This is a genomic window from Pseudomonas protegens, from assembly GCF_003732485.1.
GTDB classification, from domain to species: domain Bacteria; phylum Pseudomonadota; class Gammaproteobacteria; order Pseudomonadales; family Pseudomonadaceae; genus Aquipseudomonas; species Aquipseudomonas protegens_B.
Genome location: NZ_MOAK01000018.1, coordinates 4626 through 24733, shown reverse-complemented (window position 1 = coordinate 24733; position 20108 = coordinate 4626). Strand labels below are relative to the sequence as shown.

19 protein-coding genes and 2 pseudogenes are annotated in these 20108 nt (G+C 63.3%); 13 read left to right on the top strand and 8 right to left on the bottom strand.

Features of this window, described 5'->3' with window-relative positions; all coding sequences use genetic code 11:
• Positions 1–1262: FAD-binding oxidoreductase (locus BLX41_RS02000; RefSeq protein WP_404942727.1), on the top strand; the 1262-nt coding region annotated here is incomplete at its 5' end.
• Positions 1263–1277: 15 nt separating this feature from the next.
• Here BLX41_RS02000 and BLX41_RS01995 read toward each other — a convergent pair.
• A complete protein-coding gene (locus BLX41_RS01995; protein WP_259744326.1) occupies positions 1278–1634 on the bottom strand; it encodes a hypothetical protein in 357 nt (118 codons plus the stop codon).
• Positions 1635–1840: 206 nt separating this feature from the next.
• On the opposite strand from BLX41_RS01995, the gene BLX41_RS01990 reads away from it, so the two are divergent.
• On the top strand, positions 1841–2227 hold the full coding sequence (locus tag BLX41_RS01990) for a hypothetical protein (RefSeq protein WP_123723555.1): 387 nt from the start codon (positions 1841–1843) through the stop codon (positions 2225–2227).
• A 338-nt stretch (positions 2228–2565) separates the two neighbouring features.
• On the opposite strand, the gene BLX41_RS01985 is transcribed toward BLX41_RS01990, so the two are convergent.
• The 4 genes from BLX41_RS01985 to BLX41_RS01970 form a co-directional block, all read right to left on the bottom strand.
• Positions 2566–3153, bottom strand: coding sequence for a hypothetical protein (locus BLX41_RS01985; protein ID WP_123723554.1), 588 nt, complete (start codon positions 3151–3153; stop codon positions 2566–2568).
• 101 nt (positions 3154–3254) lie between these two features.
• Complete coding sequence (locus tag BLX41_RS01980) at positions 3255–4337, bottom strand: lipocalin-like domain-containing protein (protein WP_123723553.1); 1083 nt, start codon at positions 4335–4337, stop codon at positions 3255–3257.
• Positions 4327–6807: an ABC transporter permease gene (locus BLX41_RS01975; RefSeq protein WP_123723552.1), complete on the bottom strand. Its 2481-nt coding sequence runs from the start codon at positions 6805–6807 to the stop codon at positions 4327–4329. The genes BLX41_RS01980 and BLX41_RS01975 overlap by 11 nt, the downstream gene beginning before the upstream one ends.
• Position 6808: 1 nt before the next feature.
• Positions 6809–7477: an ABC transporter ATP-binding protein gene (locus tag BLX41_RS01970; RefSeq protein WP_123723551.1), complete on the bottom strand. Its 669-nt coding sequence runs from the start codon at positions 7475–7477 to the stop codon at positions 6809–6811.
• Positions 7478–7661: 184 nt separating this feature from the next.
• Between BLX41_RS01970 and BLX41_RS01965 the strand changes: the two genes are divergently transcribed.
• Complete coding sequence (locus BLX41_RS01965) at positions 7662–8210, top strand: YniB family protein (protein ID WP_123723550.1); 549 nt, start codon at positions 7662–7664, stop codon at positions 8208–8210.
• Positions 8211–8269: 59 nt separating this feature from the next.
• Here the strand turns inward: BLX41_RS01965 and BLX41_RS01960 are convergent.
• Together BLX41_RS01960 and BLX41_RS01955 are read right to left on the bottom strand one after the other, a co-directional pair.
• Positions 8270–8422 (bottom strand): annotated as a pseudogene (locus BLX41_RS01960) (VanW family protein); the annotation flags it as partial.
• A complete protein-coding gene (locus BLX41_RS01955; protein WP_123723549.1) occupies positions 8401–9444 on the bottom strand; it encodes an Ldh family oxidoreductase in 1044 nt (347 codons plus the stop codon). The gene BLX41_RS01955 and the pseudogene BLX41_RS01960, both read right to left, overlap by 22 nt.
• A 129-nt stretch (positions 9445–9573) precedes the next feature.
• On the opposite strand from BLX41_RS01955, the gene BLX41_RS01950 reads away from it, so the two are divergent.
• From BLX41_RS01950 to BLX41_RS34205, 10 genes are all read left to right on the top strand, one after another.
• Positions 9574–10449, top strand: a complete 876-nt coding sequence (locus tag BLX41_RS01950) for a MurR/RpiR family transcriptional regulator (RefSeq protein ID WP_123723548.1) — start codon at positions 9574–9576, stop codon at positions 10447–10449.
• 16 nt (positions 10450–10465) lie between these two features.
• On the top strand, positions 10466–11218 hold the full coding sequence (locus tag BLX41_RS01945) for a transporter substrate-binding domain-containing protein (RefSeq protein WP_123723547.1): 753 nt from the start codon (positions 10466–10468) through the stop codon (positions 11216–11218).
• A gap of 86 nt (positions 11219–11304) precedes the next feature.
• Entirely contained in the window at positions 11305–12024 is a 720-nt protein-coding gene (locus BLX41_RS01940) for an ABC transporter permease (RefSeq protein ID WP_123723546.1), read from the top strand.
• Entirely contained in the window at positions 12021–12731 is a 711-nt protein-coding gene (locus BLX41_RS01935) for an ABC transporter permease (protein ID WP_011060496.1), read from the top strand. Before BLX41_RS01940 ends, BLX41_RS01935 begins: the two co-directional genes overlap by 4 nt.
• Before the next feature lie 46 nt (positions 12732–12777).
• Positions 12778–14019, top strand: a complete 1242-nt coding sequence (locus BLX41_RS01930; protein ID WP_123723545.1) for an NAD(P)/FAD-dependent oxidoreductase — start codon at positions 12778–12780, stop codon at positions 14017–14019.
• Positions 14020–14035: 16 nt separating this feature from the next.
• A complete protein-coding gene (locus BLX41_RS01925; RefSeq protein ID WP_123723544.1) occupies positions 14036–14836 on the top strand; it encodes an amino acid ABC transporter ATP-binding protein in 801 nt (266 codons plus the stop codon).
• 135 nt (positions 14837–14971) lie between these two features.
• On the top strand, positions 14972–15916 hold the full coding sequence (locus tag BLX41_RS01920; RefSeq protein WP_221179184.1) for a porin family protein: 945 nt from the start codon (positions 14972–14974) through the stop codon (positions 15914–15916).
• Positions 15917–15960: 44 nt separating this feature from the next.
• Positions 15961–17016: a linear amide C-N hydrolase gene (locus BLX41_RS01915; protein WP_123723543.1), complete on the top strand. Its 1056-nt coding sequence runs from the start codon at positions 15961–15963 to the stop codon at positions 17014–17016.
• A gap of 43 nt (positions 17017–17059) precedes the next feature.
• Entirely contained in the window at positions 17060–17773 is a 714-nt protein-coding gene (locus tag BLX41_RS01910) for an amino acid ABC transporter ATP-binding protein (protein ID WP_185073338.1), read from the top strand.
• A gap of 66 nt (positions 17774–17839) precedes the next feature.
• Entirely contained in the window at positions 17840–17968 is a 129-nt protein-coding gene (locus BLX41_RS34205; protein ID WP_259744325.1) for a hypothetical protein, read from the top strand.
• A gap of 1073 nt (positions 17969–19041) precedes the next feature.
• Here the strand turns inward: BLX41_RS34205 and BLX41_RS34200 are convergent.
• Positions 19042–20108: pseudogene (locus BLX41_RS34200) on the bottom strand (ATP-dependent helicase); the annotation flags it as partial.

Sequence of the window (20108 nt, the reverse complement as noted above, 5' to 3'; positions counted from 1 at the left end):
TCAAGCTGGTGGCCGAACCCCCCGGTCCCATCGCCATTGGCGGCGGCCGCTACAGCATGGGCGGCCAGACCGCCACCGAGCATGCCTTGCAGATCGATATGCGCGGCTTCGACCGGGTGCTCGGCTTCTCCCGGGAGCACAAGGAAATCACCGTGCAGCCCGGCATCACCTGGCGTGCCCTGCAGAGTTTCATCGACCCCTACGATCTGTCCGTGAGCATCATGCAGAGCTACGCCAACTTCACCGTCGGCGGCGCCCTGAGCGTCAACGCCCATGGCCGCTACGTCGGCTATGGGCCGCTGGTGACCTCGGTGAAATCCATCAAGCTGGTGCTGGCCGACGGCCAGGTGGTCGAGGCCAGCCCGCACAGCAACGCCGAACTGTTCTACGGCGCCATCGGCGGCTACGGCGGCCTCGGGGTGATAGTCGAAGCCACCTTGCGCCTGAGCGACAACGTGCGCCTGCTGCGTAGCTTCGAAGAAATGCCCCTGGGCGACTACCGCCCCTACTTCCTCGCCCGGGTCGAGCACAACCCCAAGGTCATCCTGCATAACGCCGTGCTCTACCCCAACCAGTACCAGACCCTGCGCGCGGTTTCCTACAGCCAGACCGACCTGCCGGTAACGGTCAAGGAGCGCCTCACGCCCCTGGACCAGAACTACTGGAAAGAACAGAAAGCCCTGAAAGTGGTGAGCCAATGGCCCGGGGGCAAGACCTTGCGCCAGGAGGTGATCGACCCTCTGGTACTGAAAAAACCGCAAGTATCCTGGCGCAACCACGAAGCCAGCCTCGATGTGCGCGAACTGGAACCCGGCTCCCGAGCCAAGCGCACCTACGTGCTGCAGGAATACTTCGTGCCCCCCGACCAACTGGAAAGCTTCGTCGCCGAAATGGGCGCGACCCTGCGGGCGCACAAGGTCAATGTGATCAACCTGTCGATCCGCCACGCCAAGGCCGACCCCGGCACCCTGCTGGCCTGGGCCAAGACCGAGGTCTTCGCCCTGGTGCTGTACTACCAGCAGAGCACCGCGCAGGCCGAGCGCAATGAAGTCGGCGAATGGACCCGCGCCCTGGTGGACAGCGCCATCCAGCGCGGCGGCAGCTACTACCTGCCGTACCAGATCCACGCCACCGCGCAGCAGTTTCGCGCGGCCTATCCGCGGGCGGGGGAGTTTCTGGCGCTGAAGGCGCGGGTCGATCTGCACAACAAGTTTCGCAACAAGCTATGGGATGCCTACGGCAGCGACACCCGCGACCGATAGGTTGTGCTCCGGGGCTCAGCGGGCCCCGGACTTGTCGCCGGCCAGCACCTTGCGTTGCTGCAGGTAAATCACCCCGTCGCCGTCAAAGGCGATCACGTCGTCAGCGGTGAACGGAGCACCGTCGCCGTGCTCCTGGCGCACCCAACCCTCGGACCACAGGCCGCCGCTTTCATAACGGACCTGGACGAAGTAGTAAGGCGCTTCGCTGCGAGTGACTTCAACGTAGTGCCCACCATCGGCACCGCCCTGCCACTGGGCCCGGGGATGTTCCGGCAATCCATGCCGCGGGGTTTTGGACAGGCCCGTCCAGGCAACTCCAAGTGCAACCAGTATCAGCGTCAGGGCGCCGATCGACATGAGAAAACGCTTCAACCAGATCAATCCGGGATCTCCACTACCGTCCCCCCCGCGAGCGGTCTGGCGGGGCAATCGGCCATTTTGTTGAAGGCCCTGCGACTGCGCAATGAAAACCGTGACCACTTGCCAGATGCCGGCAGAGCCTTCAGCCTTGCCCGGCGCGGCAAGCGCGCAAACGGCTTGGCATCACTCCCATTTACTGCCGATCGGGAAACCCTGGCATGCGTATCACCCTGACGGACATCCACCCCACACCAGCGCAAGACCTCAGCGTCGGCTTCCGCTGTGCCTTCGGCGACGGCCGCGGCCAATGGCTGGGGCCCCGGCCACAGGTCGGGCAAGACTATGAAGTGGAACTGAGCCTGGAGGACGAGTTCAGCTGGAATGACAACCTGGAGCCCTGCGCCCACGGCCCGGCCCGCCTGCACTGGGACCAGGGGGCCTTGCAGGTCAGCGGGCGCCTGGTTCGGGTCGATGAGGATGGCGTCGCAGCCCTGGCAGTCGGCCCGTCGATCATTCTCCTGTCCCTGCGGGGCGACCCCGAACGCACACCTCAGTGGGTCAACCTGCGCGCCCGCCAGGTCAGCCTGCAGCCCATTGCGCTTTGAGCGCCCACGACGAACGACGGCGCAGCGCAGGTAACCAGCCGGGGGAGTGCTTGAGTGGGAGGCCGAGCGCCTTTCAAGGGCTCGAAAATCGCGGCACGCGACAGTCACAAAACGCTGCGGTCGCAGGACATGGCAGTCGCGGGACACGACTCAGGAAGGGTGTTCGCCCAGTGCTCTGGCCTTGGCAATCCATGCACCGGTAAAGAGCCCTTGCACCGGGCGAACGATTGTCATTCTAGTGCAACTGGAGGGGAAAGTCCGTGAGCAGATTCTGAATAAAACTGGACGCCAGGATTATTCGCCACTCCCTGGACACTACGCCCCCCAGCCCTGCCGCATCAGCTCTCGTGGGCGGTGGTGACCTGCAGGATATCGGTGTAGGTCACCAGTACGCTCTGGCCGACCTTGAGGTCCTTGAGGCGCTGCTGAACTTCGGGTTTCTCCACGCTCACCACTTTCTTGTTGCCCGCCGGGCCTTCGAAGGTCAGCTGGTTTTTCTTCAGATCGATGTCAGTGATCTTCAGTTGCACCTGCACCTGGCGATACGCCGCGCCGCCCGGGTTGGGATTGTCCGCCGTGGCGCGCACCACACCGGTGGATTCGGCAGCCTCCGGCTTGCCTTTGTGCACATCGGTATCCAGCACCGCCACCACCGAGCGGGTCACGGTGACCTTGACCTGATCGCCGCTCTTCAAATGCCCCAGGTCCTTGGCCTGGTCACTGAGTTGCACATGCACCGGCTTGCCACCGGCGCCCTCCAGCACCACCTGATGCTTGGCGGCATCCACCGAGATGACCTTGGTCACCAGTTGGTCGGCTTCAATGGCGCCCGACAGCGGAATATCGGCAGCGTGGGCGCTGAGGCTGGCAGCACCGAGCACAGTGGCCAGGGCGATGGCGCGAGTCAGGGTGTTGAGGGTTTTCATGGTTCGACCTTCCTTAGTGGTTGAAAAAAACCTGTCCGTGGGTTCAGACCAGGCCCCTGAGCATAGACGCCTTGACGGTTTTCACCGGGCAGCCCTGCCCCTCAATACCCGGTCATCTCCAGGTAACCGCTGCCACTGTGACTGCCGCTCAACTGCACAGGCCCCTCCCAGTAAGGAATGCTCAGGTTCATCCAGGCCTGGGGATTGAGCGCTCGGGTGTTGATGTCCAGCCCCTTGTCGGGGACCTGCAAGTGCCAGGACGTAGGCAGGCGACGCCCCATTACCTGGGAATAATCCACCGGGGTCAGGCGGATCTGCTCGCGCCCCAGGCTCTGGGTATGGCCATCGGCGCTGATCCAGGTGCCGGTGATGTAAGGCGCGCGAGTGTTCTCTCGCACCCGGAACAGCATCAAGCGTTCACCGTTGTCCAGGTGCAGGGAGAACCAGTCCCAGCCGGTCTGGTCGGCGGCCAGGGGCTGGCTGCTCCACTCCCGATCGAGCCACGCCGGGCCGCTGACCTCATAGCGTTGGCCGTCGATCTGCAACTGCCCCGACGCCTGGAAGAACGGCTGGCTGTAGTAATAGGACGCCTGACCCTGGTCCGACTTGCGGCTGTAGCCGCCCGCGCCCTGCAGCACCAGCGGCTGGCTGCTGGACAGTTGCAACTGATAGGCGAACCCCGGCCCGCTGGCCTGCACCTGCATCCGGGCCAGGGGATTGGCCCCGGCGGACAGGCTGGTGAAGCGCCAGTCATCGATCCAGGCCTGGAACGGCTGCGCCGTGACCCCGGCCTGCCCCACCCCGCCCCGGGCATAACGCTCGGCGGCATGGTGACTGCTGGCCGAAGTGGCCGCCGCGTGCCCCAGCCACACCAGCGGTGCACCCCAGCCCGGCTGCTCGGGCGCGGCCCGCAAGGCGCTGCGAAACAGCGTCCATTGCACACCAAACTGCCGACCTTGTGCGTCCCTCAGGTCGGCGGTCAGGTACCACCACTCGATGCGAAAACCGTCGTGAGGGCCATGATCGGCAGGAAAGCTGAAGGTGCGCCCCGGCAGCACCGGGGCAAAGGCCGTGGCCTCGTTGCCCAGCCCGGCGAAACCCTGGGGCGCCGCGGCGTCCTGATCGCAGCCGGCCAGAGGCAGGGCCAGAAGCAGCAGCGACAGCCACCGGCAATCAATCTTCATGGGCAAAGGTCCTCAGCAAATCCGCCGGTTGGGCACGGTACAGCTTGAACAGCGGCCAGGCCGAGGCCGCCAGAGTGGCCAGCATGGCCAAGCCCAGCAGTTGCAGGAGCTGCCATGGAAACACCCGCAACGGCAGGCTCCAGCCAAAGGCCTGGACATTGATCACGCTGTTCAGGCACCCGGCCAGGACGATCCCCAGAGGCAACGCCAGCATCAGGGTGAGCACCGCCAGCAACCAGGTCTGCCCGAGGTTCAGCAGCATCAACTGACGCCGACCCACACCCAGGGCCCAGAGTGGCGCCAACTGCCCCAGGCGGCTCTGGCTCTGGGTCAGCAGGCTGATGAACAGCGCCACTCCGGACACCCCCAGGGTCAGGCTATTGAGCGCCGCCGTGGCGGCGAAGGTGCGCTCGAAGACCTGCAGCGACCAGCCCTTGAGCCGGGCCTGATCGATGATCCGGCTGTCGTCCAGGGGAAACTGCTGTTGCAACGCACCGATCAGCGGCGCAACCGCCCCCGGTTCCAGGCGCAGGTTGAATCGGTTCGGCGCCAGCTGCGGCCAATGCTCCAGCAGGTGCTGCCCATTCACCAGCAAGTGCCCCTTGGGATTGCCGTAGTCGGCATAGATCCCCACCACCTGCGGCGCCCAGTGCCCTGCAGGCACCGGCAGTTCCAGGCGATCCCCCAGGCGTACCTTGAGCCGCCGGGCCAACTGTTCGCTGAGCATCAAGGTGTCGTGCGCCACCAACTGCGCCCAGGGATCAGCCCCCTGGGCCTCCAGCAACGGCCAATGCTGGCGATAGCTCGGATGGTCGATCACCCCGTACAGGTCCGCCGGCCAACCCTGAACCTGCAACGCCACCTGCCAGCTGGGCAGCACCGCCGCTACCTGGGGCTGGCGCGGCAGCCAGTCCAGCAATTGCCGGGCCTGTTCGGGACTTTGCGGGTTGACGTAAAGCTCGGCGCTCAGGCGCTGCTCCAGCCAGTCGTTGAAGGTCTGGCGAAAACCGGCGGTCATGCTGCCGGCGCCGATGTTCGCCGCCAGGGCCAGGAGCAGGGCCATCAAGGCCAGGCTCAGGGCCGGCAACTGCTGCCGGCAATCGGCGAGAAACCATTGCCCCAGCACCCCGCGACTGCGCCCCAGCAAGCGGCCCAGCACGGCATTGAGCAGCACCGGCAAGCCCAGGGCCGCCGCCAGCAGCAAAGCCGCCATCAGCACGAAACCGCTGGCCAGACTGTCGCCCCAGCGCCACGCCGCCAGGGCGACTGACAATGCCAGGGAGGCAATCCAGCCCTGGCGCCACAACCAGCGGGCATGGGCCTGGTGCCAGGCCTGGGGATTGGCCAGGGCCAGCAACGGCAGGCGCGCCGCCCGCAGCAGACTGGCGCCACCGGCCAGCAAGGCCCCCAGCAGACTGAGGCCGATGCCGCTGAACCACCACCAGGGACTCAGGCTCAACTGTCCCGGCACTTGCGCGCCGTACAAGCCCCGCAGGCTGGCGGCCACGTCCGGCAGCAACACCCCGGCCAGCAGGTAGCCGCTGACCACCCCAGCCACACCGCCCAACAGCGCCAGCCCTCCCAGCTCTACGCTCAGGCAGGCAATCAGCAGCCGCGCACTGATCCCGCAGGCACGCAGGGTGCGCAGCAAGCCGCGACGCTGCTCCAGGGCCAGGCCGATGGCGGCATGCACGATAAACAGCCCCACCACAAAGGAGAGAAATCCCAGGGCATCCAGGTTCAGGTGAAAGCTTTCGGTCAGGCGCGCCAGGTCGCTCTGTGCTTCGCCCTGACGCAGCACCAGTTGCCCCGCCAGTTCCACCGGCAGTGGCGGCGCCTGGGCGGCAAAGTCCCTGGGCAGCAGCAAGCGGCTCAACTGCCCGGGCTGGCCCAGCACCTGCTGGGCAAAGCCGATGTCCATCAACAGCAGCCCCGGGGGCATGTCCGCCCGCACCCGCAGCGGCGGCAAGCGCTGGCCATTGAGTGCCTGGGGTCGCTCGCCCTGTTGCAAGCCCAGGCCGGCCAGGGTCTGTGCCGCCACCCAGGTGGTGCCCGGCGGACTGAAGAACTCGACCATCTGTTGCAGTGCCAGGGCCTGCCCGGCCACCGCAGAACCGGCAGGCAGCGACAACGGCTCGATGCCCATCACTTGCAGGGGCTGGTCCAGGTGATCCTTGAGCTGCACCCGCCCCTGGAGCACCGGCGACACCGGCCAGCCGGCACGGCGCAGGTCGACGAACCATTGCTGGGCAAAACTCGCGTCATTGGCGCTGCTCAGGCTGGCCTGGGGCTCGCCGCCGATCAACTGGCTGGCCCGGGCATAGCTGTCCCTGGCCTGACTGTTGAGGGCCAGGACCCCGGTCAACAGGCTGGTGGCCAGCCAGAGTCCGGTGAGCACACTGAAGAACTGCACCGGATGCTGGCGCCAGTGGCTCAGCAGCGCCTGCATCGCTGTGGCAAAGACCCCCATCTCAACCCCCGACCGGGTCGGCCAGACGACCGCGGTGCAGCACCACCGTCTGTTGCAGGCGGCTGGCCACCCGCTGGCTATGGGTGACCATCAACAAGCTGGTGGGGCTGTCGGCCAGGAGCTCCAGCAATAGCTGCAACACCTCGTCGCTGGTGGCCTCGTCGAGGCTGCCGGTGGGCTCATCCGCCAACAGCAGCCCCGGCTTGGAGGCCAGGGCCCGGCCCAGGGCGACCCGCTGCTGCTGGCCGCCGGAGAGCTGCTCGGGGTAACGCCGCAGCAAGTCTCCCAAGCCCAGGCGTTCCACCAACTGCGCCTGCCACAGGGGATCGAAACGTCCGGCCAGGCGCGCCTGAAACCCCAGGTTGTCCTCGACCCGCAGGCTGCTGATCAGGTTGAACTGCTGGAACACCAGGCCCACTTCAGTACGGCGCCAGTTGGCCAGTTGGTGTTCGTTCATCTGCTCCAGGCAGTGCTCGCCAATGCGAATGCTGCCGCGATCGACCTTGTCCAGCCCCGCCACCAGATGCAGCAGGGTGCTCTTGCCGCTGCCCGACTCGCCCATCAGCGCCAGGCTGCTGCCCTGCCCCAGGTGCAAATCGACACCCTGCAGCACCGCCAGCGGCCCCTGGGGCGTGGCGTAGCTCTTGAACACTCCTTGTACTTGCAGCATGGGCTGACTCGTCCGACCTGAGAGGGGAAGCAAGAATAACCCGTGTCGCCCCCAGACCTGCGCAAACCTTCACCGCCCCCAGGCCGTCAGGAGCGCTGCGACCGCTGGACGACTACTGGCCCCTATCGTCCAGCGGCCACGAAATATAGTATTGCGCCCCTTTTGTTCATTGCAGGAAGCACCCATGACCTACACCAGGGCCCAATTGCAGTACCGGCTGTACATCGCCGCAGGCGCACTGTTGTTTACCGGTGCCTTGATCTCGACCTTTTTCTCGACCCTGAAAATGCTCTACTGGCGCCTGGACAGCTACACCGCCATGGCCTCGACCATCAATCGCCCGATCAAGTACTTCGTGTATCAGGTCAACGCCAATACCCAGCCGCTGAACTGGTTCTGGGACAACAGCCCGACGCCCAGCTTCATCGACCTGAGCTACTCCTCCCACTGGAAGTTCCTGGTGATCTACCTGCTGATCTTCGTCGGCGCGGCGCTGTTCGCCACGGGCCGGGGGATGATGCGCAAGGTCGAAGAGGTCGAGCCGCTGATCGAGGCCCAGCTCAAGGCCCCGGCCGAGGAAGGCGTGCCCGCCAAGACCCTGCAGGAGCTGGAGGACTCGACCCTGGTGGGCAAAGCGCCGTCGTTCTTCAGCCAGACCCGCCTGCTGGTGGTCTGGCCCCTGGGCGCTGCGGCGGTCTACCTGGGCCTACTGTGGATGCTGGGCATCATCTGAGCCCGGCGCCGGCTGATCGAGCAGCGCGTCAGCCACCGGGTACTTGACCACCACCCGGTGTTGTAGAAGATCGCCGCCCTGGAACCCAAGGGCAGCACCCGACCCTCGTCGGGGAACGGGTCGAAGCTGTGGTTGGCCCGTTCCACCACCTCAAGCGGCGAGTGCATCGCCATCCAGTGAATCAGGTTGCTCAGCTGGCAGATGCCACCGCCAGGGCGCGCAATCGCGCCAGCTCGGTAGCCGCCAGGGGAATGCCCTCTTGCAGGGACTTGGCCCGGGTGCGGTAGCGCCGGTCCCCCGGCATGCGCTCCAGACCCACGGCTTGCATCTGCCGCACCAGCTCGCCGCTGCGCTGGGCAAAACGCCCGCCGCCCAGGTGGCCGGGGTCGATGACGATCAGCAGTTGCCCGGTCCACGGCGTCTGCGCCCCCGGGTGTTGTGACCAGTCGAATTCGAAGGAGAAGTTGCCACCAGTGAGCGCCGCCGCCAGCAGCTCCACCATCATCGACAGCGCCGAGCCCTTGTGCCCGCCAAAGGGCAGCAAGGCGCCGCCGTCGAGAATCGCTGCCGGATCGCAAGTGGGCTGGCCGTCGCGGTCCACCCCCATGCCCGGCGGCAGTTGCTGGCCCTGGCGCTTGGCGATCTGCACATCGCCGTGGGCAATGGCGCTGGTGGCCAGGTCGAAGACGATGGGCTCGGCGCCCTCGCGGGGGGCAGCGAAGGCAATCGGGTTGGTGCCGAACAGCGGCCGCTGGGCGCCGTGGGGCACCACGCAGGTCATGCTGTTGACCAGGCTCAGGGCCACCAGGCCTTCTTCGGCGAAGGGCTCGACATCCGGCCACAGGGCGGCGAAGTGATGGGAATTGCGAATCGCCAGGACCGCGATCCCGGCGCTGCGAGCCTTGCTCAACAGCAGTTCGCGGGCCGCCGCCAGGGCCGGCTGGGCAAAGCCGCCGCCGGCGTCCACCGCCACCACGCCGGGGGCCACATCCTCCACTTGCGGCAGCGCCTGCCCATTGACCCAACCGCTGGCCAGGGACGACAGGTAACCGGGAATGCGGAACACCCCGTGGCTGTGGGAGCCGTCGCGCTCGGCGCGGGCGCAGTTGTCGGCCAGCACCCGGGCCACTTCGGCAGAGGTGCCATGGCGAAGAAAAATGCGTTGCAGCAAGTCGGTCAGGGCCGGCAGGTCGAGGTACTCGACATCAGCCTGCGCCGGGGTCGCGTGATGCATGGCAGCTCCATTGGAATTGTTATTGGAAGGTGCCTGACTATCGCGTCACGCCAGTTAACTGTCAAATATTGACTTAATGACAGAAAACATTCATTTTCCATTGTCAACGGCCAATAACAATGAAAAACCATGAGCCAATCCATCAAGCAACGCCTTGAAAGCAGCCTGTCCAGCGCCACCGCGTCGGGCCGGGCGATTGCCAGCTACATGCTGGCCAACCTCTACGAACTGCCCTTCCAGACCGCCGCCGACATCGCCGAAAAACTCGGCGTCAGCGAATCCAGCGTCGGCCGCTTCTGCCGCGCCATCGGCTACAGCCATTTCAAGGATCTGAAAAACGACCTGAAGAACGACCTCGGCGAAGGCCCGTGGCTGGTGGGCGACCGCCTGCAGGAATTTCGCCAGCAGCCCAACCCGGCGGCTCAAGGCCTGCCCCGCAGCTTCGAGCTGGAAGTCGGCGCGCTGGTCAAGGTCTACGAATACAGCCTGACCCCCGCCTGGCAGACCGTGGTCCAGCGCCTGGCCAGCCGACGCCGGGTGTACGTGGCGGGGTTCCAGACCGAGCGCGGCATCGCCGCCTCCATGGTCCACCTGCTGCAATACCTGCGTGACGGCGTGCACCTGGTGGACGGCGCCGCCGGGCATTTCGCCGACGTGCTGCTGAGCCCCGCCGAAGACTGCGCCCTGGTGGTGTTCGAGGCCCGGCGCTATTCGCGCCACGCCCTGACCCTGTGCCACAAGGCCCGCGAGGCCGGGATTGCGGTGACCCTGATCACCGACACTTTCTGCGACTGGGCCGAGCAGAACGCCGACGAGGTGTTCCGCGTGCCCACTGAATTCAACCTGTTCTGGGAATCCACCGCGGCCATGCTGTCGCTGGTGCACCTGTTGGTCAACGAGGTGTGCAAGCACCTGGGACCCGAGGTGGAGAAACGCCTGGAAGCCACCGCTGCCCTGCATAACGAGTTTGTTGGTTACACATCGTCCGCCCGACCAAAACAATAAATAACCGAGGTGCTCCATGAACAACGTCCTCCGCTTCGCCGGCGCTTGCGCCCTGGTCATCGCCGCCTCCACGGCCCAGGCCGAAACCTTGAAGATCGCCACCGAAGGCGCCTACCCGCCCTTCAACTACGTGGACTCCAACAACCAGCTGCACGGCTTCGACGTGGACATCGCCAACGCCCTGTGCGAGCGCATGAAGGTTGAATGCCAGATCGTTGCCCAGGACTGGGAAGGCATCATCCCGGCGCTGCTGGCGAAGAAATACGACGCCGTGGTGGCCTCGATGATCGCCACCGACGAGCGCAAGAAGAAGATCGCCTTCAGCAACCACTACTACCGCACCCCGCTGTCGGTGGCGGTGCCCAAGGACTCGGACATCACCGACGCCCAGACCAACTTCAAGGGCCGCACCGTGGGCGCCCAGGCCTCCTCGACCCAGGCCATCTACGCCGAGGACCACTACGGCCCGGCCGGTGCCGACGTGAAGTTCTACCCGACCCTGGACGAAGCCAACAGCGACCTGGCCGCCGGGCGCGTGGACGGGGTGATCGCCGACAAGTTCCCGCTGCTGGCCTGGGCTGAAAGCACCGGCAAGGACTGCTGCAAGATCATCGGCGACGTCAACGGCACCACCGCCGACGCTTCCATCGCCGTGCGCAAGGAAGACAACGCCCTGCGCGAGCGCCTGAACAAGGCCCTGGACGAGATCGTTGCCGACGGCACCTACAAGAAAATCTCCAGCCGCTACTTCGCCTTCGACATCTACTGACCGCCCGCCTTTGCCGCTGCCCTTGCCCCGCGTTCCCTTGAGCGCGGCGGCGCCCTGCACGGTTCATTTTTCCAGAGGGTTCGCGCATGTTCGAACAGCTGTCACTCCTGTCCTTCGCCAGCGGCGGCTGGGGCTCGGCCTTGCTCGCCGGGGCCCTGGTGACCATCGCCCTGGCACTGGCCTGCGTGCCCATCGGCCTGCCCCTGGGCCTCGCCGTAGCCCTGGCCACGCGCTCGAAAAACCGCTGGGCGCGGGCCTGGGCCACGACCTTTTCCACGGTGTTTCGCGGCCTGCCAGAGCTCTTGACCCTGCTGATCATCTACTACGGTTGCCAGATTGCCGCACAGAAGATCCTCGGCGCCCTGGGCTACCCCGGTGAAGTGGCGATCAACACCTTCGCCGCCGCGATGATCGCCTTCAGCCTGGTGTTCGCCGCCTTCTCCAGCGAGATCTGGCTGGCCGCGTTCAAGACCCTGCCCAAGGGCCAGTACGAAGCCGCCCGCGCCCTGAGCCTGTCGCGCCGCACCACCTTCACCCGGGTGCTGCTGCCGCAACTGACCCGCATCGCCCTGCCGGGGCTGTCCAACAACTGGCTGTCGCTGCTCAAGGACACCTCGCTGGTGTCGACCATTTCCCTGGTGGACCTGATGCGCCAGACCAACCTCGCGGTCAGCGTGACCAAGGAACCCATGCTGTTCTACAGCGTGGCCTGCTTTGGCTACCTGTTCTTCTCGGCGCTGTCCGGGCACCTGTTCAGTTTTCTCGAACGACGCTTCAACCGTGCGCAACGGAGCCTGCAGCCATGAACCTGGATGACCTACTGAACCTGTTCCTCAACCAGGAACTGCTGGAACGCTACGGCCCGCGCTTTATCGACGGCCTGCTGGTGACCGCCAAGCTGGTGGCGATTTCCTTCAGCCTGGGCGCCGTGCTCGGCCTGCTGATTGCCCTCGGGCGGCTGTCCAGCAATCGTTTCCTGCGGCGCTTCACCGGGGCTTATGTGTACTTCTTCCGTGGCTCGCCGCTGCTGGCCCAGCTGTTCATGCTGTATTACGGCCTGGGTTCGTTCAAAGGCTTCTGGCAGGACGTGGGCCTGTGGTGGTTCTTCCGCGACGCGTGGTTCTGCACCCTGCTGGCCTTCACCCTGAACACCGCCGCCTACCAGGCGGAGATCCTGCGCGGCAGCCTGCTGGCCGTAGCCCAGGGCCAGCGCGAAGCCTGCAAGGCCCTGAGCCTGTCGCGCTGGACCGCGTTTCGCAAAGTGATCCTGCCGCAGTCGCTGCTGATCGCCATCGGGCCTCTGGGCAACGAGCTGATCCTGATGATCAAGGCCAGCGCCATCGCCTCCCTGGTGACCATCTACGATCTGATGGGGGTGACCAAACTGGCCTTCTCCCGCAGCTTCGATTTCCAGATCTACCTGTGGGCTGCGGTGCTGTACCTGCTGATCGTCGAAGTGGTGCGGCGCAGCCTCAAATACCTGGAAGGCCGCCTGGGCCGGCACCTGAACTGAACCCTTTAGCGGGCCGCCCCGCGGCCCCTGTCATAAGGACTGAAACATGCATTGCCAAACCCTCGTTCTGGGCGCCGGAATCGTCGGCGTCAGCAGCGCCCTGCACCTGCAGGCCCGCGGCCGCCAAGTGGTCCTGCTGGACCGCCAGCCCCCGGGCAACGGCACCAGCCACGGCAACGCCGGACTGATCGAACGCGCCAGCGTGATTCCCTACGCCTTCCCCCGGGAAGTGACCAAGCTGGTGCGCTACGGCCTCAACCAGCAATCGGACGTGCGCTACAGCCTGCGCCACCTGCCCAAGGCCGGCCCCTGGCTGCTGCAATACTGGCGCCACTCCTCGCCCAAGGGCCTGGCCGCCGCCACCCGCGCCATGCTGCCGCTGATCGAGCGTTGCGTGAGCGAACACCTGGCCCTGGCCCGCCCGGCCAACATGCTGGAGCTGATCGCCGACGGCGGCTGGCTCGAAGCCTTCAACGACCCACAGGCCTTCGACTTCGCCCAACGCGCCGCCGCCGACCTGCGCGACTACCAGCTCAACTACCGGGTACTGGACCGCACTGCACTGCTGGCCCTGGAACCCGGCCTGCACCCCGAAGTAGTAGGCGGCCTGCACTGGCTCGACCCCAAGACCGTCAGCGACCCCGGCGGCCTGACCCGCGGCTACGCCGAACTGTTCAAGCAACGCGGCGGCCAATTCGTCATCGGTGATGCCCTGAGCCTGACCCAGATCGAAAGCGGCTGGCAGGTGTACAGCGAACTCGGCCCGATCACCGCCCAGGAAGTGGTGGTGGCGCTGGGCCCGCAAGCCAGCGGCCTCTTCGAACCCCTGGGCTACCGCATCCCCCTGGCGATCAAGCGCGGCTACCACATGCACTACGCCGCCCTGCCCGGCACCCGCTTGCAGCACCCGATTCTCGACCCGGTGGGCGGCTACGTCCTGGCACCGATGGTGGGCGGCATCCGCCTGACCACCGGCATCGAATTCGCCGACTGCGACGACCCGATCAACGAAATCCAACTGCGCCGCTGCGAAGCCCTGGCCCGGAACTTCTACCCCCTGGGCGAACGCCTCGACGCCGAACCCTGGCTGGGCCGCCGCCCGTGCCTGCCGGACATGTGCCCAGTGATCGGCCCGGCCCCGCGCCACCCCGGCCTGTGGTTCAACTTCGGTCACGCCCACCACGGCCTGACCCTGGGCCCAGTGAGCGGCCAGCTGCTGGCGCAGATGGTCACCGGCGAAACGCCCTTTACCGACCCCACCCCCTACCGCGCCGAGCGCTTCAACTGACCGACGGAGAACCGCCATGCAGACCCAGACCGCCCCGCTTTCCGCCGCCCTCCAAGCGCCCGCCCAGCCCATTGCCGACCCGCGTGAAGTGGTGATCGATATTGCCGGGCTGAACAAGTTCTACGGCGCCTTCCACGTCCTACACGACATCGACCTCAAGGTGCGCCAGGGCGAACGCATCGTCCTCTGCGGGCCTTCCGGCTCCGGCAAATCGACCCTGATCCGCTGCATCAACCGCCTGGAGATTGCCGAAAAAGGCCAGATCCTGGTGGACCGCACCGACCTCTCGCAAAACACCCGCGAAGCCGCCCAGGTCCGCAGCCAAGTGGGCATGGTGTTCCAGCACTTCAACCTGTTCCCGCACATGAGCGTGCTGGACAACTGCACCCTGGCACCGATGACCGTGCGCGGGTTGTCGCGGAAAAAGGCTGAAGAACTGGCGCGGGGGTTTCTGGCCAAGGTGGGGATCGAGAATCAGGCGAATAAGTACCCGAGCCAGCTTTCAGGTGGGCAGCAACAGCGTGTGGCGATTGCCCGGGCGTTGTGCATGGAGCCGAAGATTATGTTGTTTGATGAACCCACCTCGGCGCTGGACCCGGAGATGGTGTGCGAAGTGCTGGACGTGATGGTCAAGCTGGCCGATAGCGGCATGACCATGCTCTGCGTAACCCACGAGATGTGCTTTGCCCGGCAGGTGGCTGGGCGGGTGCTGTTTTTGGATGGAGGGCGGATTGTGGAGGATGCACCGCCGGAGGAGTTTTTTGGGGCGCCGAAGAGTGAGAGGGCTAAGGCGTTTCTTGCGCAGATTATGCATTGAGATGGCTGGGCAGAATCACGCAAGGCGTGATGCCACGACGCATAACCACTTTCTAGAAACTATAAGTACTCGATATCGCTAATTCACTAAGGAACATGAGTGGTTTAGCTAACGCAGATGCAAAGAGGAGGCATCATGCTATTTCGATACGGCAACCCATTACGCAGTCTGGCCCATCGTCGGCACAGCCCCCGTCACAGGGCTGAAGGTAAGGCGATTTTTACCTGCGCCGGCGAGGCTCTATCGTCGCGGTATGCCGTCATCATTGCCTTATCCATCGGCAGCGCACATGCCGCGCATGGCGAGGGGGCTTCCCTCGACGTGGCGCAAGAGCATGCCCCATTGGAACAGCAAAATTCGGCATTGCAGATCACGCCCTACATTTGGGCTGCCCGCCTGGATGGTCGCGTTTCACCGTTCCAGCGCGGCCCTACAATTAGCGTCGAGAAACCGTTCTCCGAGGTAGTGGATGATCTGAACTTTGGTGGCTTCATAAATGTTTGGGGACGCTACGACCGTTTCGTCCTCTCGGCTGACATCATGTATGTCGATACCACAGATATCCATAATGTCGGCCCGCTGCCTGCATTCTCGATTCCCGGCCTTGGCGTAATACCACCGGGAGGCAACATCGATGCGAAGGTCGACACGAAACAATTCACCGCAACACTCATGGGCGGCTACCGGGTTATCGATGCACCTGGGTTCAGCCTCGATGCCCTGGCCGGTGCCCGCGTTTGGCACATCTCTAACAGGGTGAAGGTTACCGGGAGCCTTGGCGGCCTAAGCAAGTCTGCCAGCTACCACGAAAGCTTCGGCTGGGTTGACCCACTGGTCGGCCTGCGTGCATTCCTTCCCATTACACAAAAGCTCTCCGTTCAGGGTCAGGCCGACATCGGTGGGTTTGGCGCAGGCTCCAACTTCACATGGTCGACTCTGGTTAGCGTTAATTATGCTTTCAGAGATAGCCTTTCCGCCTCCGTAGGCTATAAGTTGCTCGACGTCGATTACGATCACAACGGCCACGTCTACGACACGCGCCTCAGCGGCCCGGCGCTCGGAATGACCTATAGGTTTTGATCAGCAAAGGCTTTGCACATACGTCCCAAGGATTGGTATCCACTATGTCTAAATTCGCACTCACGCTCGCCACCTTGACTGCAGCCGTCGCCCTACTGGGCGCCGAAGTCCAAGCCTGTACAAGGGCTGTTTATCATGGCCCTGACGGCCGGAATATTACCGGCCGCAATATGGACTTCAAGGACGCCATGGTTAGCAACTTCTGGGTCTTCCCTCGCGGAATGAAACGCAATGGAGCCTCCGGTTCGCGCTCACTTGAATGGACATCGAAATTCGGCAGCCTGGCCGTGTCTGGCTATGACATTTCGACGGTTGACGGCATGAACGAAGCCGGCCTCAACGCCAGCCTGCTTTGGCTCAACGCCACAGAGTTTCCCGAGGACGACGGGAAGACGCCCCGCATGTCGCTCTCGATCTGGGCACAGTTCTATCTTGATCAATTCGCGACGGTGTCAGAGGCGGTCGAATATACGCGCAGCCATCCCGTGCAGGTGGTAAGCGGTGAAGTACCTGGCCGACCCGGCAGCCTCGCGCCGTTGCATTTGACGCTCTCCGATGCCTCCGGCGACAGTGCTGTGCTGGAGTGGATCGGCGGCAAGCTGAGTATTCATCATGACCGCCAGTATCAAGTGGTGACGAACGACCCACCCTACAGCAGCCAACTCGCTAACCAGAAATATTGGAGCGTGATAGACCCTCTCAATTTCCTTCCCGGGAGTGGCCGCTCCGAAGACCGTTACCTACGCGCCGGTTTTTACATCAACGCAGTGACCAAAAGCGACGACCCCCGGATCTCTGCCGCCGCGGTGTTCAGCGTTATTCGCAACGCGTCGGTACCCTACGGCGTAAGCCTTCCTGAAGCACCGAACCTTTCCACGACCCGCTGGCGCGTGGTGGCTGACCAGAAAAGCATGCTTTTCTATGGCGAGTCGGCAATTTCACCCAACATTTTCTGGGTGGATCTGAAGAAGCTCGATTTCTCTGAAGGTGCGCGTGTCCGCAAACTCGACCTCGGGGTGGACATGGACCGTCTCCTTACCGGGGAGACATCGGGCCAATTCGTTACTGAAAAGCCGTTCGACTTTATGGCCGCCGAATGAAACTTACCAAAGATTCGTAGTATTCCGAGGGTGGCTAAAAAACTTGCCGCATTCTTCTGCGATTGCAATCGAATCCACTTGTGGACGAGGCGAACGCATCGTTCTGTGCGGGCCTTCCGTCTCCGGAAAATCGACTCTGGTTCGCTGCATCAACCGCCTGGAAATTGCCGAGAAGGGCCGCATCCTGATGGACCGCACCGACCTCTCGCAAAACACCCGCGCAGGTGCGCAGCCAAGTGGGCATGGTGTTTCAGCACTTCAACCTGTTTCCCCATATGAGCGTGCTGCACAACTGCACCCTGACACCGATCACCGTGCGCGGGGGGTTCTGGCCAAGGTGGGGATCGAGAATCAGGCGGATAAGTATCCGAGCCAACTGTCCGGTGGGCAGCAACAGCGCGTGGCGATTGCACGGGCGTTGTGCATGGAGCCGAAGATTATGCTGTTTGATGAACCCTCCTCGGCGCTGGACCCGGAGATGGTGAGTGAGGTGTTAGATGTGATGGTGAAGCTCGCTGGGAGTGGCATGACGATGTTGTGCGTGACCCATGAGATGGGATTTGCACGGCAGGTGGCTGGGCGGGTGTTGTTTTTGGATGGGGGCGGATTGTGGAGGATGCGCCGCCGGAGGATTTTTTTGGGGCGCCGAAGAGCCCGAGGGCTAAGGCGTTTCTTGCGCAGATTGTGCATTGAGGTAAGCAATTTGCTACGGAATTCCGAGCCCATGACTAAGCGCACCTTAGCCGCTTCCTGTTGACAGCTATAAAAGGCTGGACTAGTTAAAAATAGGATTTAACAACCCAAGCGATAAAGGAAGTCGACCATGAGTATCAAACCTGGCCCTAAAAGAAAAAACGAAGATGGCACAGAGGACAAAAGACAGAGAGTCACGCCCGAAAAGCAGAAAGATCATCCAGACCTGAAACCCCATAAGCATAAAAAGGGGGAGTAGGATCGAAAAGCAGCTCCCGAGAGCTGCTTTTTTATATACAGGCCTATCCGTTATCACCGCAACAATGATCAATTGCACCGTGTAGTGAACGAAAGAGATATGAGATTAGGGATCGGTGCCTTATCCAAATGCTCTGGTGCAAGGTGAGCAGAGATCATCGCTGTTGTTATGTCGGTGTTACCAAATCCATTGCTGCGAGTGTGGTGATTTCATACTACGCATCGTGTTGGAACTACACAGTAAGCTAGACACTCAGCGAGCTTACTGTGGCGAGGGAGCTTGTTCCCGCTCGGCCGCGCAGCGGTCTTAAAACCTGAGGTTGCGGTCTTTTTTGTGTACATATCCGTTGCTGCGGTAACGGCCACTTATGGTCTCGCTCTTACAGCGACTCACTTTGGAAAAGCCCCAAAGTAAGCAAAGGGCTCCTGCCCCTCCACTCGGTGCCTCGCCTAGGCTCGGCATGCCCTCACTCCGGCATTGATCCGTGGGCCGCCGCCACCGGCCATCCCTGGCCGGGTGGCGGCTAACCCGGCATCCCTGCCGGGTTACCCACGGCTCAATGCCTGCGTTCGGCCATCGTGTCTAAGGGGGCAGGCAGATCAAAAGCCAGAGCAAGAGCAAAAGCAGACGGCGGCCTATCGGCCGGCCTGTTTTATTGCTGTTCGCGTTACATGTAGCCGCTGCCGAAGGCTGCGAACGACCGCGAAGCGGGCGCAGTGATCTAAAGCGTGAATATCTATCCGCCTCTCCAAGTCCCTCCCCCAACTACGACATCTATCAACACAAGAAGAAAATGCTCCGCCGCAACATCTGAGGCAATCTCCAGCCCCTTCACGAAGCACTGAGCAAAGGGGTAAGTCGGCTAACCGAAAAATTGCGTACTGCAATAATCACGGTCAACAGTAAATGACCATGAACTACCGTTAGTGACAGTCAGCTATCGGCCAAAAGCGGACGTTGGCAAGCGACTGCTACCGGCCAATTGCAGTCGCTCACATCCTCAGAGTTACCACCAGGTAGCTACCGAGCCTGCCGCTCGGCTCTTGCTTCAAATAGGTCAGGCAATCGTTCGTCTATGGCCATCCAGCTAACACTTCCTGCGTAAAGACTGCGCTTCGCGGCAAGATCCCGCTCGCCACGACGTTTTCCAGGGTGGTCGCCGGATCGGCGACAAAGAACATTAGAACCAGTCCACGCTGGGCGCGAGTGCAGCAGACGTAAAGCAGTCGTAGCGTTCGGCTCCAAGTGTTTTCATCACCATCCAGTGCTCGCGCACGATCTGCAGCACGGGCCTCAGCACTTGCGAAGACACGCTCGTAGTTGTACGTTCGGTAGTCGCTTTCTTCCTCGTCCATCACCACCATGACGCGTTCGAACTGCGCTCCCTTCACGCCGTGCTGCGTGGCATAGGGAGAGCCTTCTGAGACATAGCGTTCATAGGGCCAAAGCTCTTGCGCAGAGCAATTGAAGAACTTGGCGATTGCCGCGTCCGAGGATAATCCTTCGGCCGGAACTGCATCAGCAGCCTCGGACTCCTGAACGGCGTCAGCAACATCCCTGACAAACCCAAGAACACGCGCATAGCGCTCGTCGAACTCAAAAAGACCCGTGTCACAGAGATGGAGAGCTATGTCACCAATGGTGGTCCCTGCCTCGTCCAGCATGGCGACAAGTCTCGACACAGCAGCGTGCAGTTCTCGCAACACATCCACGGCACGTTGGCCGGTCAGAGCAGCAGGCGCCAGGCGCGGGCTGAACTCCCGGAGCAGGTTCATCGCCGCGAATTCATTGCCGGCCTTCACAGCTGCAATGATCGGTAGCGCAAAATTTAGGAAGGGTCGAACGGGCCAGCCGGTGCCGTCCTGCATCCCCTGCTTCATGGCATCAGACGTCTTGTCGTTCAGCGCCGAGTAGATGCCGCCGAAGCCGAGGCGGTTTGCGGCCATGCGGTGCACGATGACAAGAATCTTGACCGCGATGTCTGGGGTTGCCCAACCCTCGTCGTTGTTCGTCGCCGAGCTCCACGCCCGGACTCTTGCCAAGGCTTCGGTTCGGTTCAGCGTGTTCGGCAGGACGAACATCCGGGCCGACCCCTCCACCGGCTTGAGGCCCCCATCGCACCTCTCGTGCAGCCCGCGGA

Bases quoted from the DNA above. Each gene is read 5' to 3' on its own strand.
- BLX41_RS01915 (WP_123723543.1), top strand. From the start codon at position 15,961: ATGTCTAAATTCGCACTCACGCTCGCCACCTTGACTGCAGCCGTCGCC.
- BLX41_RS01990 (WP_123723555.1), top strand. From the start codon at position 1,841: ATGCGTATCACCCTGACGGACATCCACCCCACACCAGCGCAAGACCTC.
- BLX41_RS01980 (WP_123723553.1), bottom strand. From the start codon at position 4,337: ATGAAGATTGATTGCCGGTGGCTGTCGCTGCTGCTTCTGGCCCTGCCT.
- BLX41_RS01950 (WP_123723548.1), top strand. From the start codon at position 9,574: ATGAGCCAATCCATCAAGCAACGCCTTGAAAGCAGCCTGTCCAGCGCC.
- BLX41_RS01975 (WP_123723552.1), bottom strand. From the start codon at position 6,807: ATGGGGGTCTTTGCCACAGCGATGCAGGCGCTGCTGAGCCACTGGCGC.
- BLX41_RS01965 (WP_123723550.1), top strand. From the start codon at position 7,662: ATGACCTACACCAGGGCCCAATTGCAGTACCGGCTGTACATCGCCGCA.
- BLX41_RS01925 (WP_123723544.1), top strand. From the start codon at position 14,036: ATGCAGACCCAGACCGCCCCGCTTTCCGCCGCCCTCCAAGCGCCCGCC.
- BLX41_RS01935 (WP_011060496.1), top strand. From the start codon at position 12,021: ATGAACCTGGATGACCTACTGAACCTGTTCCTCAACCAGGAACTGCTG.
- BLX41_RS01955 (WP_123723549.1), bottom strand. From the start codon at position 9,444: ATGCATCACGCGACCCCGGCGCAGGCTGATGTCGAGTACCTCGACCTG.
- BLX41_RS01985 (WP_123723554.1), bottom strand. From the start codon at position 3,153: ATGAAAACCCTCAACACCCTGACTCGCGCCATCGCCCTGGCCACTGTG.
- BLX41_RS01930 (WP_123723545.1), top strand. From the start codon at position 12,778: ATGCATTGCCAAACCCTCGTTCTGGGCGCCGGAATCGTCGGCGTCAGC.
- BLX41_RS34205 (WP_259744325.1), top strand. From the start codon at position 17,840: ATGAGTATCAAACCTGGCCCTAAAAGAAAAAACGAAGATGGCACAGAG.
- BLX41_RS01970 (WP_123723551.1), bottom strand. From the start codon at position 7,477: ATGCTGCAAGTACAAGGAGTGTTCAAGAGCTACGCCACGCCCCAGGGG.
- BLX41_RS01920 (WP_221179184.1), top strand. From the start codon at position 14,972: ATGCTATTTCGATACGGCAACCCATTACGCAGTCTGGCCCATCGTCGG.
- BLX41_RS01940 (WP_123723546.1), top strand. From the start codon at position 11,305: ATGTTCGAACAGCTGTCACTCCTGTCCTTCGCCAGCGGCGGCTGGGGC.
- BLX41_RS01945 (WP_123723547.1), top strand. From the start codon at position 10,466: ATGAACAACGTCCTCCGCTTCGCCGGCGCTTGCGCCCTGGTCATCGCC.